This is a genomic window from Alcaligenes sp. GW821-FHT11D07, from assembly GCF_058808495.1.
The window spans coordinates 997609-1013054 of sequence record NZ_JBXART010000001.1 but is presented as its reverse complement, the minus strand read 5'-3'; the positions used below and the strand labels follow the sequence as shown (position 1 = coordinate 1013054).

The 15446-nt window shown below is 51.1% G+C and carries 9 protein-coding genes; all 9 read right to left on the bottom strand.

Features of this window, described 5'->3' with window-relative positions; translation table 11 throughout:
• Positions 1–68 precede the first annotated feature (68 nt).
• Positions 69–1598: a polyphosphate:AMP phosphotransferase gene (pap, locus tag AC1RSM_RS04635; protein WP_492929924.1), complete on the bottom strand. Its 1530-nt coding sequence runs from the start codon at positions 1596–1598 to the stop codon at positions 69–71.
• Positions 1599–2084: 486 nt separating this feature from the next.
• On the bottom strand, positions 2085–2273 hold the full coding sequence (locus tag AC1RSM_RS04630; protein ID WP_492929922.1) for a hypothetical protein: 189 nt from the start codon (positions 2271–2273) through the stop codon (positions 2085–2087).
• A gap of 112 nt (positions 2274–2385) precedes the next feature.
• Positions 2386–2847 carry a hypothetical protein gene (locus AC1RSM_RS04625; protein ID WP_492929920.1) on the bottom strand — a complete coding sequence of 154 codons (462 nt, stop codon included), beginning with the start codon at positions 2845–2847 and terminating at the stop codon, positions 2386–2388.
• A gap of 603 nt (positions 2848–3450) precedes the next feature.
• Positions 3451–4065: a DUF3275 family protein gene (locus tag AC1RSM_RS04620; protein WP_492929918.1), complete on the bottom strand. Its 615-nt coding sequence runs from the start codon at positions 4063–4065 to the stop codon at positions 3451–3453.
• 412 nt (positions 4066–4477) lie between these two features.
• Positions 4478–5176, bottom strand: a complete 699-nt coding sequence (locus tag AC1RSM_RS04615; protein WP_492929916.1) for a DUF3577 domain-containing protein — start codon at positions 5174–5176, stop codon at positions 4478–4480.
• A gap of 358 nt (positions 5177–5534) precedes the next feature.
• The gene (locus AC1RSM_RS04610) at positions 5535–11063 is read right to left on the bottom strand and encodes a DEAD/DEAH box helicase (protein WP_492929914.1); all 5529 of its coding nucleotides are present in this window, start codon (positions 11061–11063) and stop codon (positions 5535–5537) included.
• Positions 11053–12129: a hypothetical protein gene (locus AC1RSM_RS04605; RefSeq protein WP_492929912.1), complete on the bottom strand. Its 1077-nt coding sequence runs from the start codon at positions 12127–12129 to the stop codon at positions 11053–11055. The genes AC1RSM_RS04610 and AC1RSM_RS04605 overlap by 11 nt, the downstream gene beginning before the upstream one ends.
• Position 12130: 1 nt before the next feature.
• Positions 12131–14050 carry a hypothetical protein gene (locus AC1RSM_RS04600; protein WP_492929910.1) on the bottom strand — a complete coding sequence of 640 codons (1920 nt, stop codon included), beginning with the start codon at positions 14048–14050 and terminating at the stop codon, positions 12131–12133.
• Positions 14047–15402 (bottom strand): hypothetical protein, encoded by a 1356-nt coding sequence (locus tag AC1RSM_RS04595; RefSeq protein ID WP_492931504.1) that lies wholly within the window; start codon positions 15400–15402, stop codon positions 14047–14049. The genes AC1RSM_RS04600 and AC1RSM_RS04595 overlap by 4 nt, the downstream gene beginning before the upstream one ends.
• Positions 15403–15446: the final 44 nt, after the last annotated feature.

Genomic DNA, 15446 nt, shown 5'->3' with positions numbered 1-15446 from the left:
AGTGGGTAGCCGATATACCTCGTCACTGACTGACGATCGCTGGCAAATACCTACTGTCTACACTGGTCCTAAACCTGCTCACTGACCTGATCAGACAAGGCGGGCTCGTTCAGGCTGATCATGTGTTCATCCAGCGACTCCAGCGTTTCAACCACCGTGCGCAGCACCTGAATACGGGCGGCTTTTTTGTCTTTGCTGGGCACAATATGCCAAGGCGCCATATGGGTATCAGTCTGCGCAAACATCTCTTCTGCTGCACGTTGATAGGCTGACCATTTATCCCGATTGCGCCAATCATCTTCGGTAATCTTGTAAGCCTTGAAGGGCGTTTGCTCCCTGGCTTTGAAGCGCTTGAGCTGCTCATCCTTATCAATATCCAGCCAAAACTTGATGACCGCCGTGCCATTGGCCAGCAATTGCGCCTCGAACTCGTTAATTTCCTCGTAGGAACGCTGCCAGGCAGCGCGAGTAGTCAGTTTTTCCACTCGCTCCACCAACACTCGGCCGTACCAGGAGCGGTCAAAAATAGATAACTCTCCCAGCCGTGGCAATTTTCGCCAGAAACGCCATAAATAAGGGCGTGCCAATTCCACCTCGTTCGGAGCTGAAATAGGATGAATGTCGTAAGTCCGAACGTCTAAAGCTTCAGTCAGTCGGTTAATGGTGCCGCCTTTACCGGCTGCATCGCGCCCCTCGAACACCAGCACCAAGGAATGCTTGCGAAAGGCCTTGCTACGTACCGCGAAAGACAAACGACCTTGCCAATGCAAAAGCTCCGCGTCGTAATCCTTTACTGGCTCCGCAGGAGGAGGGCAGAGCAGGGAAACGGCGGGCTGGTTCAAGCGAAAGGGGAAGGCATGAGGCTCTTTCACCTGCCGAGGAACAATAGGTTTGTCCATCGCCTGCAGGACCACCTTGGCCAGGGATACATCACGCAGGTTTTTGTCCGCGCTGGGGATCACCACCCAAGGCGCATAGTTGCGGTGGGTTAAGTTGATGGTCTGAGTGCCAGCATTACGTAAGCGGTTGAAATGCTTATGAACTTTCAAGTCTGCCTTGCTGACACGCCAGGCAGTATTGGGATCAGCCATCAAGGTAGCGCAGCGATCCAGCTGCGCTTGAGCTGAAAGATGAAACCACAGCTTGAGCACCTGCACGCCTTGATAGGCCAGTTGAGCCTCAAAGCGATTGATCAAATGCGTATAGAGGGCAACTTTGGCAGGATCAGGCTCTTTACGTCCCAACTCCTTCATCAAAGGCGCATACCAGGAGCCAAAGACCAAACCCGTCTGACCACGAGCAGGCAAACTATTCCAATACCGCCACATCAAAGGCCGCATGGCTTCTTCTTCGTTCAACTTACCAAACGCCAGCGTGTGCACATGGCGAGGGTCCAGCCAAGTGTTCAACGTGTTGATGGCTGTGCCTTTACCAACACCATCCAAGCCGGCCACCACAATCAACAGAGTCTGATCCGCCTTGTGCAAACGCTCGTATTGCTTCAATAACAAGGCTTCGCGCAGCGTATCTATCTGCGGCTTCGCCAGTTCATCGCTCAAGCTAGGATCGCGTTCGGCAAACTGTAGTACATGGCCCATGATGCTTTGCTCCAATTAACTGTGTTTGCCACTATACCCATCTTGTAGGTAGCTGGGCTGCAGGCAAACGGAGTAGCGGCGAAAAATATCTGCGTATGAACCATCCGACGGCCCGAAGGTCGCAACGAACATTCGTAAAAATAGACGGACGATGGGGGTGCCGATGGAGGGAGCCGGCAATTGCGCGCAAATAGACGAAGGCAGGATAGGTGATGTAGAAATCAGCTTTGATAAGTTGCTCAGCAGCCGATATTGGAAACAACTCTTGAGGAGAGAAAGGAGAGGTTCCTAGAAGCAAGTGATGTACACGTCTATCACTGACTTTACATAATATACATTATGCGATATTTCCTAGCAGTCTTCTAGGGAGGAAAACGAGCCCGTTTAAACATTTTCCATTATGCGAAGTTAGCGTTCAATCTGAATCTGGTTGCGCGACATGAGTACCTCCCCATATCCCACGCCCAGGGCCCCGTGAAAATGCAGTCAGTTGTTAGTGATGCTGCCCGCATCGGACATTATTGGGGCCAGGTCCGGATCGTAAATAGGCGGGTTCTGGCGACGGACTTGCTCTAACAAACCCTCACCAAACTGATCAATAAAATTGGCCAGAGGCATATGCAGATCATCGGCATCTTGCTCTGGGGTATCTAGCTGGGGATGTATAGCGCCCATACTGGCTCTCCACAAAAGAAATACGGGGAGCCAGCGGGGCTGCTCCCCGCATGGGTTAGAAGAAAATTTAGAAAAGGCTGGATCCGGAAATCAGCCAATCAGCTTAGAAAAACTACAACTGCAAACGTAGGCGCCCTACCCTGACCCCATCAGAGATGAAATCAAGAAAATGCTCACTTAGGCTCACCCGAACTGCCTTGACAGGGCCAAACGTGGGATACAGATCGCTGCCCATTATCTGCACAGCTTGCTTATCACGGCACCACGCCAGCACTTCTGCACGCCAATGGTCTAAAAGAGCCACCGGCGACAAGCTTTTAATCAGTTGCCAGGCACGATCATCGAGATCATTCTCCTGAGCCTCGTTAAGGCTGGCTAGGTCGCTCACTGCTGAGTAGTGAAGAGCCCAACCGATTCGATTAGCGCGGACAGGCTCCTGTAGATTCTTGTCAAATACCCACAGTTGCCCCAGAGGACCAAACAGGTTTTGTTTAGGCAACCTGCCAGTGTGTTTGCCTAAGCTATCCACACCGCCGACCTCCACTAAATCGCGTTGGCCATCATCACCACGCAAGTGAAAGCAGTGTATTGGAATGCAGACTCTTGCGCTAAGCCGTCGTGATAGGGAAAAAATGCAGTTGAGCCATGATCGTCTTCCAAAAAATGGGGACGACCAAGCCCCAGGGGACACGGTGTCCCCACGGGGTTAGTAAGAAGCGCAGGTTAAATCTGCGTGAATGAATAAAGCGATGTACCCAGGCAGCACTTACTGCCTTGGCGCGTTTACAGGGTTGAACGCACCTGATTGAAACCATCGTTGGTTTGCTTAGATGATTTCCCTTGCAGGCCGGGCCTGATTGTCCTGGCTCGCAAGGGAACCCATCTAGGTTCCGGGCTTACATAACAAATTAAAATTCATACCTCCTCACTCCTCTTGGTGGATCCAAGGTGTGCGTCACCGACATGGAGGTCCTGGTGACAAATGAAACGGCGCGCAAGTTACGTGGCTGATTTTGCTATCACCAGCTCCGACTTAGCGCAAAAGCTGCGGGCGCATGGGGACGCCGCCTCCCAGATTCAACGATGCACCAATGCACTGTGCGGTCTGGCTCATGGTCTCGATTACATCAAGAACATAAGTCAAACCGCCACCTTTGGGCGGTTTAGAAATGAGGGCTTACTGAGCAAACCAGATTTGTTGTTTCGCATCGAAACGGTAGCCATGACGTTGGCCAAGTTCAGTTGCTTGCCGTCGTAGCAGCGCACGTTCTACAGTCGCATCAAGTTTGATGGGATCTCGGTTGGCAATGGCTCGGAGCATTTCTGCGTCAAGCAACCCATCGTGCCCTCCCTGCGTTGACTCTTGTGGTCCAGAACCCGAAGACCCTGACTGGGGCTTCCCACCCTTATTAAAGTGGCTGAAGTCTTTTGCGGTAGATGGCGGGGGTACTGACTTTTTAGATGCTGCAACCCGTACAGGCCGTTGCTCGTCAATAGGGTCAGGCTCAGCTTGCTCATGAGCAGTCGATAATTCGGCCTGGCTCTCAACTTGTAAATCGTGCAAACGAGCACGAATTTCTGTCACACCTTTGCCAAACGCGATGTATTGCGACAGATAGATTTCACTAATCCACACAGTTGCCTGGTATTCACCTTCCTCAAACTGATCCAGGAGTGGGTCTTTGACCTTGAACTCACCAACAGCAGTTGAGAGGTCTGCAACGCAGAACGCACCATTTCGACTTTGTCGAATCCGCTTTACACGCAGTTGCGCTCCATCTATACGGATCATCGTGATCTCCTTCATAAAGACAGGGAGATCACGTCCAACCGGAAGAGATCTCCCGGTGGGGTGTGAAATGAAAGTACCCGTGCAGCTTACGCCGGACGGGTACAGAGGGGCTTAAATGGTGGCTATCCAACTTGCGATCAGATAGTACTTTAGAGCACGTGAGGTTCCTGTTTGAACGTGCAATTCAACGGACGTACTCGTGTGAGATGTACCCCAACTCTATACAGAGCGTTCACGTTTCAGGGGTTGACGTGTCGTGCCCGAAGGCGATCAGGTTATTCAAGTGACACCTGAAAACACTCGCAAAACAGAATTAGTTTAGTCGCTAATTTTCGCAGCATGAAGAAAAAGAAAACCCTCGCGCAGCCCCGAATCGGGACGGGAACGAGGGTTTTGATGAGGCATTAAAAAGTTAAGCAACGCTCTGATGGGCATAGCTTGCAGCGTATTGAAGCGCACTACTTGCTCCATATCCTGCTTGGTATGCCGCGGCACCTTGGTTCACGGGCACTGGAGTGCTGTTGAACTTCGGAGCTACTTTATCTTGAGCGTTTTCCTGTGGTGCTTTATTTTCAGACTGGTCTTGCTCCGGCACATCCTGAGAAGATTCATCATCGGTCGAGGAGTTCTGCAAAAGAGCGTCCTCCTGAAAAGGAATGTTATCCATGCTGGACTCTTCTTGCAATTCACGTCGAAAAATATTAACGCCATCAACAGTAACACTGTTGATCAACAACAGACGTCCCTTGATAAGTGCGGCAGGCTCTTGCTCGCCAGTTGTACATCCCTTCTCATCTCGAAGGTTGCGCATGTAAACGTGTGTGTAGATATCACCCACACGAAACGATACGAAAACCTTACGTTTCGCCTCAACATCACCCATGAGCTTCTCCACCATTTTAATGGCCTCGCTCCCAGAGACCCGAAGGTCAAAGTAGGTGTAGTCAGGTTCATCCGTATTCCCACGCACGGCGGAAATCGAGCAAGCAAGAAAGGGCTGTGCCTTGCGGCCAGAACCTTTGGTTTCAACCCAGCGTACACGGTTCAGATAACCGACACCGTTAACGTGAAGATTGAAGTGGTTGAAAGTTTGAGTGGAAGCGGTAGTCATGATGGTGAACTCCAGAAAATGGACTGGAGGAACACGCACCCACCCAAGAGCCGAAAGGCCTGGACAGGGAAAGCGGGTTCCCTGTCCGGGTAGCAAAGAAGAAGAGGTACTCTGGTACTGTCTTAAAGGATCAGTACGTGCGTCTTTCAAGAGTTGAGACGCCGCTGTGGGGTGCCTTATGGCGATTCACGGAATTAAATTATCAATGAGTAACGATAAAGTCAATAGCATGAGCTAAGTGGGTAATCCCCCGTCAGTTGCGAAAGAAAATTGGGTGTTTTGCATTCATACGCTCTTCTTATCTTCCGAACGGCAAGATTCGATCGCAAGAATGACTGTTGTCAGACGACGCAATGAATTAAGTAAGTCGCGTACGAATCTCAGCATGGATGGTGGGTAAGTCTCGCCTCAATTCGAGTTCCGTTAGTTGATATATTGAGTTGACTGCCTCTCTGGGGAATTCGACGTCTGAACGCGCGAGCAACGCAGGATATAGATTTATCGCTATCGCATTTCCATTCGCTCTAGCTACGAGCGGTATGGACTTACCTTGAGTTACGACCCCAAATTCACATTCGATGCCATCCAGCGATAAATAGCTTGCGAGCCCTCGTAAAGAGATTTCCTGCATGTGAGCTTCAGCACTCCTCGGCACTGTTCCGTACAGCCCATAACGAAGGAGCGACGCGGCCAACTTCCGATTAAGGTGAGATTTCAAATGCTGATTGTGAAAGTGGTCGAGACAATCCGTGCAAGACGTATCACAATCACAGCCCTCCAGCAGAGCAAGAGTATCGCTTGCAATTTCCTTGAAATACTTTGCTGCAAGTTCTGCGTAACCAGCACCGCCGGACAGCGTGTCATAAAGATAGATATCGAGGAAGACATTGCTGTCTGCATCCAGAGGCAGGATACGATGTCCCGAACCGAATTCCGTCGGATCCAAATCGAGTTGTCGATGACGGCTTGCAGCGAGACGCAGCGCTTCAGCCATACTGTGCGCAGCACTTTCGAGCACTTGCACATCATTCGACATGCCGATGTCTGTTACCAAAGGTGGGGAAATCTTTATACGAACTAGCAAAAGATCGGTAGAGAAACTGTATCCAAGGAAAGTTTGAACAAACTCCCCATCACACTTTACTGGAGCAATCTTGCTGCTAAGTAGATACGGCCTAGTGTGGTTACCCGCCCTAGGTCGAACTTCGTCGTAAACCTCCGCGCAGCCACACTTATTGCAGACAGAGAAACCCTGTCCTTCTCTTTGGACGGTCTTACCTTTATTTAGCGTAAGTAATCGCTTACCAGTAGCGTGAGCATACCTAAGGTAATGTCCTCCATCCTCGAAATCGAAGGCTTCTCCGTTCGTTGGTTGAGGATATTGGGCCATAGTGGCGAACGTGAACTCTTGTTCTTGGTCCTCCTCGGATAGCGCGCGGGCATTTTCCGGTCCAAATACTTGTGGCTCAATCATCAGCCGGGTTTTTAGCGGCGCTTCGCACACCGGGCAAACATCATGACGCTTGGTCGTCGCGGGCGCGTATGGGTCATGGACAAAAGAGCATGCCTCGCAAATGACGATTGATTTCGCGTTGTCTGGCTCAAAAAGTTCCGCGGCTCGATTCCCATCAGGTGCAGGAGCGCTGGCGAATACTCCGCCAGACCGGTAGGTTTTCTTGTTGATAACGACGAGTCGCCCAGGTGCATATTCGCTCAGCGCTTGTGCCGTAGACTGCTGCGGCTGCTGCTCCAGCTTTATTTCTTTGTATCCCTTTGCGTTCTGCCGCCACTCTTCCACTAAGAAGCTACATAGGCTTGTTGGGAATGCATAGGTCGGAAGCAGTTGGTGAAAGAACAGAAACTCCAGGAGGTCTTCATTCTGAAGCAATCCTATTTCTCGATCTTCGTCGTCTTCGTCTTCGCTATCGGCCATCCGCTTGGGCTTGACGGTATCCTGCTTGGCAGAGAGCGCCTGAAGGGCTTCCAGCAGCCTTTGCGCGACTTCGAGCACCCAGTCCAACACCGGTTGCTCCTCGCCAGTCAGGCCATCGGGAAGCCAGCTAGCCACAATGAGAGCTTGGTTGTGCGGAGGTAAAAAAACCTCTGTTTGCAGCCAGCTTGTAAATAGTTCTAGGTTCGGCCCTTCACCGTCGTTGCTAAAAAAATCTCGAGTTTTCCCCAGCGCTTTCAGCAACATGGCGCTTCGCGTCCTGTCGTTTGAACTCTTGCTTGATGTTTCTTGGAAGAAAGTCTGAATTAGATACGCATGAACGTGCCGACGGGCAATTTTGGGATTTTCAACCTTCAACTCGGGGCTGCGCGGAGAGCCTGCAACCATATGTTCCGGATTCAGAAAGTAGTAGCTGTCGTGCGGACCATTTTGGGAGAAGCTAACCACTGATGAGACGGATGCCCCGCGGCGACCTGCACGGCCCGCGCGCTGTTGATAATTTTCACGCTGAGGAGGCACGTTCCTAAGTGCCACTGCCACAAGTGAGCCAATGTCAATCCCAACCTCCATAGTTGTGGTGCAGCTAAGCACATCAACCGGGCGATCCTTGTCATTTAGCAGAATGTCTTGAAATCTCAGTTCATGTAGTTCTGTGGTGGAGTGAACATTGCGGTAGTCTCGGTTTGACAACTGCGCGGTGTGCTCTTCGACCGACATATTGCTGATTGCAGCACCCGGCGTGAGCGCCTCAGCCACGGGCAGCCGCCAGAACGATTTTCTCGCTTTGAGGTAGGGGTCAGTTGTTGGGTCCAACAGACGTATCTGCTTGGAACCACACAGTAGACAACCGCCCGAGTATTCCACAGGCATAATGCCCGTACAGTCGTCGCATTGAACCCAATTGTGTCGAAGGTCAATAGTCAATTTGACCGAATTGGAATTGACGAAGAAACCCTCTTTTTTCTCCGCCAAAAACGAACGAAATACCTCTTCAATCGAGTTCACAACCGATTCGCCGAGACTACCAACCAGAGCCAGTCTGAATTGCGGGCGGAATTGCCCCTTACTGCCCCAACTAGTTCGTGGGAATCCACTTGCCTTTTCTCGAAGAGAGTCATGGAAGTTCATCTCGAATGAGAAGGAGTCGAGAAGCTCGTCTATCCATGCGACGGCGAGCGAACGAAGCTGGGCTTCGCTCAGTGCGACACCCTTTCCCCCAAGCATCTCTTTCACACGACGCCAAGCGAGTTTGGACGGTTCGATGAAACCAATGGTCGTGCCACTCAAGGAGTAGTAGCTACCACACAGAAGTTTGAGCAAGGCATATCGATAGCGCCATGGGGGCTCAACGGACCACTTGTCGTCCAGCGCAGTCTCCAAGTCGCCTTCGTAGCTATGGCGAATGGTAGCGATATGCTGGTCAAGGCGTTCCGCGTCGATTCCATCGAACATCGACAGATTGTTCCTGGCAAGCACCGCCAAGAATGCGACGTACAACATAGAATTCGTTGGCTTTGCTTCCACTGACAAGTCAGAAAGCATAGATGCTGCAACGGCCACCACTGCACGGAAGACATCTAGTTCCATGTCGCGAGGCATATCCCTTGCCAACCGTGCTGCCTTCTGACGGCCATCGGAGAAGACGAGAACTTTGCGCCCCTCGTTGGGATATGTCTCGGTTTTTTCTCGACTCGGAGGCTGATGGAACATTTGAGCCCGAACCAACGTAGCAAACGGCGCTTCGCCCTTCGTAACATGGTCCATAATCTTTGACGGTTCTGTTGCCGCTCGCTTTGTCTTTCGGCAGCACACCGGGCACTCGTCGAACGTGAGCTCTCCCTTTACATGCACATCCTTCGCAGGGATGCGCACATGGCGAAATCCTTGCATCTGTTTAGGTGGGGTTCTGACTAAGCGCCCAGTTTCGTAGTGCAGCCAAGCGTCCGAATACTTGCTAGCCGAATGAGCCTTGCCATCTACGGACATCTCTATCGGGAAAAGCTTCTTGCCGAGATTTCGCGAATCTGCGGCTTCAGGCTCATGCCAGACAAAGCTGATGCTCTCGTCGACCCATCCTGTAATGAAGGCTGCGCCGCAGTCACGATGAGTGTAAAAATCAAAAACACGTGCATTAGATTTGCAAGTGCACGCTAGTAATGGTTTGGTGTGAAACTTTCCAAGGATTGTAGGACCCTCATGCGGAGCGAGTCGCTCTGAGCATTGAGGGTCGGCACATGCATAAAGACCCGGCAGTCCTCTGTGGAAAAGGTGCAACCTCGTCGGAACGAGAACCCTACCGTCCTTGTGACGCTTGGCATGAGAACACAAAGCAAGCAAGCTGTCGGCAGCACGTGCTGCTGTGTCCGAAGAATTGTTTGGACATAATAGTTTGGTCAGCACATCTAGTGCCGTTGCCTTTCCAGAAACATGCTTGATTAGGAAATCAATGAGCGGTAAGGACGAGAGCTGAGTAAAAAGGTAGTCTTGCACCCCCTCGTACTCATTGGGCGGCGAGGGCCATCCGAGCCGAATCGCGAGGCGGTTCACCTCTTCAATAGCCTCTGAGGAGCCGTTGCTGATGCTGCCGAATTGGTCAACACGAAATTGACTCAATGCCTCTACTTCTGTCGCATTTGCATGCCGCCCCTCCGGGCGTGACTCCAGCGTGCCTCGGACGACCCGGAATCTCGACGGACCGTCACTATCAGACGAGCCTGTTAGGTCAAGCGCAAATTCTTCAGCATCGGCAATGGCACTATCACTGTCACCCAGGCTCGCGCTCGTCAATATGCACCGTACCCGAGAACGGGGAATCCCCAGTCGCGCAATCAAACGCCGAATTAGGAGGGCAACCTCGGCTCCTCCTGCTCCGCGATACATATGAGCTTCATCCAAGACAAGAATAAGTTCATTCCGCTCGTCAGCTTCTAACCACTTCGACGTTTGCTCAAAGATTGCGCTCTCTATTGGCCTCATCAACATGTACTCAAGCATTGAGTAGTTTGTGACCAAGATGTCAGGACATGACTCCTGCATCTCATGCCTAGTCATGAGTTCCCTGTCATCTTGCTGCGTAATGAGACGATGCTTCCAATTCCAGTCTGTGTATGACTGACCCGCCCGCTTCGCGGTCTCCTTGTAAACCTTCTTTACAGCAGCGTCGTCATTGTAGAACCCAACTAAGTCTTTACTTGGCCAACGTCCCACGCTCTGCAACGTCGCCTTCAGTTCTGGTCTTTGCTCTATGCGCTTATAGAAGTCTTCAAATAGTGGCGCTATGCGTGCGCCATCTCGGGAGTTCGTGCGTGGCCCTGGGTAGGACGTTCTTCCGGTATAGCTGCCAAAGCGAACTGGACGGTCACGGCCGGCACTGACAATATCACTGACTCGGTTATTTCCAAGAAGGCGTCGAATTCTGGCTACCTGGTCATTTACAAGCGCATTCATTGGATATAACAATAGCGCGCGGCACCCCGGCAGTGAACGACTCTGGACTCTTTCTTCACTCTCAATAGCAAGAGTTGCAACGATTGGCATAAGAAAGCTCTCGGTCTTTCCCGAGCCAGTACCCGTAGCTATCACCAGTTCCCTACGCTCGGGTCCCAGAAACGCTTCAAGTGCATCCGCCTGGTGCTTGTATGGAGTGGGATACAGGCCGCTGTTGTCTGAAACCGCCGAAATTGCTGTCAATACGGCCTTTGCCTTATCAGGTATATCAAGGCTCTCGTATGGCTTCCCAAACGCGTAGACGGGTGTGGCCTCCACAAAGGCTTTTTGCGCAATCACCTTTGGCTCTTGAAGTAACGCATTCCTTTCCGCCACTAACCCTTCATCCCGGATGTGGTACTGGGCTTCGATGTATAACCGAAGACTCTCGTGCAAACCGGAAACCGTCCCATGCATCCCATAGCGCTTGGCACCCTCATCATTCTGCATAAATTGATCCTCTGCTTGCACGTTCTGCCACCTTATATCCCAATAGTTTAAAAGCCCTTCTTAGCAACGGCATAAGGCGAATCGAAAAGGCGAGTTGCTTTGGCCATTCAGTTGAAGGCCGCCCCGCCACCCCCCATCCAAGACTAAGAAATGCGTGCTCGGGAGCTGGCAACGACCGAGGCAACTCCAGCACCACCAGGGCACCTATTTCTTTGTACTGAATATTTTGCTGCTGACCGTTCGTCATACTCATGCCGTCTCGCAATCGTCTCGCGTCATCCTTATCGATAACTAGAGAGGATATGACCTGAAGCGTACCGTCGCTTGTAGCTTGCAACCTACACACGCCATACTCGTAGGATGGGTTTCCATAGATAAGCACTCTTCGTCTATATAGATTTATCTTACCCAGTCGTCCAATCAAGCTCTTGGGCGGTATCCAACGGCCATTGTGGAAGACCTCCAATTCATCAAACTGCTCCACAGGCTGCAACATTCTAGCTACACGGTCCATGAAAGCCTTTGACCAGATTGCCACCTCATCATGCGGGCAGCCAAGCCAGTCTTCCAGACGCTGCAATGGAGGATAGGCTTGTGGGGCAACTTCATCTGTACTAATTAAACGGGCTCTCCCGACTACCTGTAATGCTTTGCGAGTGCGAAAATGAAGGTTTGAAAGTGGCAAAGCAGAAATAAGGAGGCGCGTCGCCTCGTCTATCCAAATAGTACGGGCCGGAGCGGGTATCCAGTAGGAGGCATCCGTTTCAGCCACCTCCCCCAATCTTTGCATCTGCCGCAATTCGTTAAGCACTATGTTGCCATCTGCGTGAATATCTTCAACAAGCTCTGGCCAGAGTGGACCAAGTCGCCGCCTTACAGCTCGCGTGATAGTTACCGTTGAAACGGGAGTAATATGCCTCTGCGACGGCGGCTGACTTTCAAGGAGTAATACTGCCCGTATGTGTTCACTCACCGCCGACAGCTTAGTAGCAGTTTCATTGTTCGAGAAACCAAACTCTTGCTCAAGTACACGAACGACATCTAGGCGCGAGAAAGATGAGAGCAATCTATGCTCCAATCTCTGAATCTAGGCCGTCAAGAACACTCTTCACGTGAGAAGCGTTGAGTTGTTCGATTGCGTGGGTACGAATTGCGTCTTCAACATACTCTCTCTTCAATCCCTGCACCTTAGCCCATGGCAACACCCAGGCATGCAGTGCTACTGACACGCTATTCTCAAAGCTCGCGCCGGGCAGAAGGAATAAGACATTGACGAACCGCGAAAAGACCATACGCCACAGCTTGGTTGGCTGTACTCCGAGAGCATCAACAAGCAGGTGAATCTCATCTACTTCGTCCCGGAATTTTAGTGGCGAACGAAAGTGCTGCAGCTTTAACATTGATTTGCCTAACTCTATACTCTGCCAACTGGTACTCTCGCCCCATACCAGCGTGTCGGTGTCTAAGAGCGGACCGAGCTCTACTAATGATGTACTGATAGGCAGGGTCGCAGGGCCCTCTGCATAGGTTGCTATAAGAGCTAGTTGCTCTATGCTTTCCTGTCGTTGGACGTGCCGACGCACAACGACATCGCGAACGCCTGCACCGTATATCTCAAAAGCTGACCGGTTAAGTCCCCTTAACACTACGGCTCCGGCCGCACTTCTTTCTGCAATTCTTTGTACCTCATCAGCCGCAACAGTGCTCCTTAGACCAAGAGGAACCTGCCATGACAGCACTTTCCCTCCCCCACAACTAATAGCAGCCGTCGTACCAAGGACATCAGCAAGCGACCCACAGCATTGAAGAAGTTGACCGGCAATCATTGCTGAAACCATGGTTCGGGTAGTGCGGTCAACATCGCTCTGCTGAATTCCAGAGGCAAGCACGTTTCCTTGGGTGAGTTGGAAGATGGTTTCAATTTCCTCCTGGTCCTTTGGCTCTTTACCTAACCCGAGATCCATCCAAACAGCCGCATAGTGGGCGCCTGATTCATCGTTGTTGCTCGTTGATGTTTGGCCAACGGTAACAGCGTCACCACTGAAGTGCTTTGAATTCAAAGAATCACCGAGTTCCTGCTGATTTTTAATTATGGCTTCCATGCCCGCTCTCACTTCGACCACTTCCTTAGAGAGAGCATCAACATGTTTCCGGAGAGACTGATATTGCTTGCATAGCTCGAAGTCGAGCGTATGATGAGCACCCTCATAGTCTGCTCGAAGTAGGTCCAACTGTTTTGAATAGGTGGAAAATCTATCTGCGATAGCCAAGGAATCCTTTGATGACGAAGCGAAAAATTTCGTCTCAAGATTCGCTAAACTTTCTTGCAAAGCAGTTGTCGCGTCGACAGACTGTTGTGCACTCTGTACTGCTTTCTCAACATCCTCGACCTTGGCCTGCAGTTCGTTAGCCAATTTTCCTAGATTTCGCTCTATTTCTTTCGTCTGATGCCGGAGAGCCCCTACTTCTTCTGGAAGCTTCGCGAGAGCCTGGTCTCTTTCGAGACTCTCTTTTAGTGGCAAGCGAGCGATAAATGTCTCAACTGAGTCCGTGGTTGGCAGACCACTAAACAACACCAACCGGGCAATGTCCTCTCGCGCGCAACCAGAGTTACATTTTTCCACCAAATCCCGAACAAAATTCAGCGACTCGTCGGGTGTCGCCTCAGCAAAATTGAAGGGACCACTTGGGAAAGCAGCAGAGAACTTCTGGAGCCCCCAACGAGACCAAATTGCACCGAACGTTGCCCAGTCAGATGGCTTAGGTCGAAAATTATCGCTAGACATGTAGCCAATAGCAGCTCCAAGCAGTTCGCGCTGCTTTTTGAGCAGTGCAGGACTATTCTTGCGAAATCCTGGTATAGAGGCACGCGTGCTTAGTATCTGATTCTGGGAGTTCACCGATAACTCCTCAATGAACGCGATTATCTCAGCAGGTCCCTGTTTAGCAATCCTCTGTTGTGCACTTTCGCTATATGTATATGTCATATTCTTGTCCACGGGTTGAGCGAACACACTTCGAATTCACGCTCTAGAGCAGATTTCAACGACCTCCACGTAGCATCCGCAGCGCCAAGAGGCTCTTTCAGAAACTCCGAGATGATCTCCATATCCTTGGCCTTTCGCGCACTCAGGCTCGATGGAATTTTGCCTCGAGTCTGAAACAAATAGGCTAGCAGCCGCTCTCTCATTCGTCTGGAAAGCGCCGAGATGTTGACGGGAGTACCATTACCAGTAGAGATAATTCGTCCGAAAGCCCCAAAATCAAGGAGGACGTCATATTCTTGATCGAAAAGGATTTCTGCTAAGGTAGTTAAGTCATCCGGGCATAGCAGACGCGCTCCACTGTCATGGGGCGTCGGGACATCGGACCCATGTAGCTTCAGTCGGTCCTCCCAAATTCCGTCTCGGCCAATCGCAGCGCAACCAACGACATTCTTTGGAATTGACAGGTAGCTAAGCGAAACTGTTTTATTGCGAAAAGCCGCCAGTAAGCGAGTAGCTTCGCTTTCATGAAGTCCAACTAATTGAATTTCACCGTTACTGGCGACGCCAGCAAGCCCGACAGTGCTTTGTTCTAAATATTTTGGCGATGTGACAACGTCAACATTAAGCGATACTCGCGCTGGATCCAGGCAAGACAACTCTATTGAGTCATCGCTTTCTAGAACAGCATGGAAGAACGGCTCGCTAACTGATTTAGCATTCTGTCCTTTCTCACCGCGTAAAGACCTCATGAAGAGGGCGTTAGCCCCAATTATTCCAGCAGGCGTGAAACGTCCTGCGCAGACGATTACAGCCGATTTTGTCGGTACCTCGACTAGCCCACCTGTAACCCGTCGTACCAATGGTGGCCATACTGGCACAATTTCCGGCAAGGTTGTTGCTATCTCAAGTTTGGTAAAACCATGGAGCCAGTTTCGTACAGACGGCTCTACCGGGTAGGACAACGTGATTAATGCTCCTTCCCAGTTTGGGCGGCTCTTCAAGGGTACATACTCAAGAGCAGCCGGGAATACTGGCTCAAGGCTTGCGGGCCAAACCAGTGCGTAAGTTCGGCCAATGCTTAATTCGTAAACACGCTGGGCGAGCTCTTTACCGGGTCGACGGATTTCGCCAAATGCAGTGGCATATTCTAAATTGAGTCCTTCGCACGTTCGCACTAAATTGTCTAGATATGCAGGGCTGGCTGAGGAGATAGACAGGATCTCATAGTTCCTTGCCGGCTCAGCAATGGCACTTATTTCCTTTTTGGTATCACTCGTGCTACGAACAGTCTCGGTTCTTCCGCCTACATCCAACGTCAACTCAAGACCAATATGGCCATCAATGGGAACCACGAGCTCCAAGCCCCAACCCCTAGACGTAGGCGTATTTGCTAGAC

What these genes read in the sequence shown, in the direction of transcription:
- AC1RSM_RS04630 (WP_492929922.1), bottom strand. Translation starts at nt 2,273, where the DNA reads ATGGGCGCTATACATCCCCAGCTAGATACCCCAGAGCAAGATGCCGAT.
- pap (WP_492929924.1), bottom strand. Translation starts at nt 1,598, where the DNA reads ATGGGCCATGTACTACAGTTTGCCGAACGCGATCCTAGCTTGAGCGAT.
- AC1RSM_RS04610 (WP_492929914.1), bottom strand. Translation starts at nt 11,063, where the DNA reads ATGCAGAATGATGAGGGTGCCAAGCGCTATGGGATGCATGGGACGGTT.
- AC1RSM_RS04620 (WP_492929918.1), bottom strand. Translation starts at nt 4,065, where the DNA reads ATGATCCGTATAGATGGAGCGCAACTGCGTGTAAAGCGGATTCGACAA.
- AC1RSM_RS04600 (WP_492929910.1), bottom strand. Translation starts at nt 14,050, where the DNA reads ATGACATATACATATAGCGAAAGTGCACAACAGAGGATTGCTAAACAG.
- AC1RSM_RS04615 (WP_492929916.1), bottom strand. Translation starts at nt 5,176, where the DNA reads ATGACTACCGCTTCCACTCAAACTTTCAACCACTTCAATCTTCACGTT.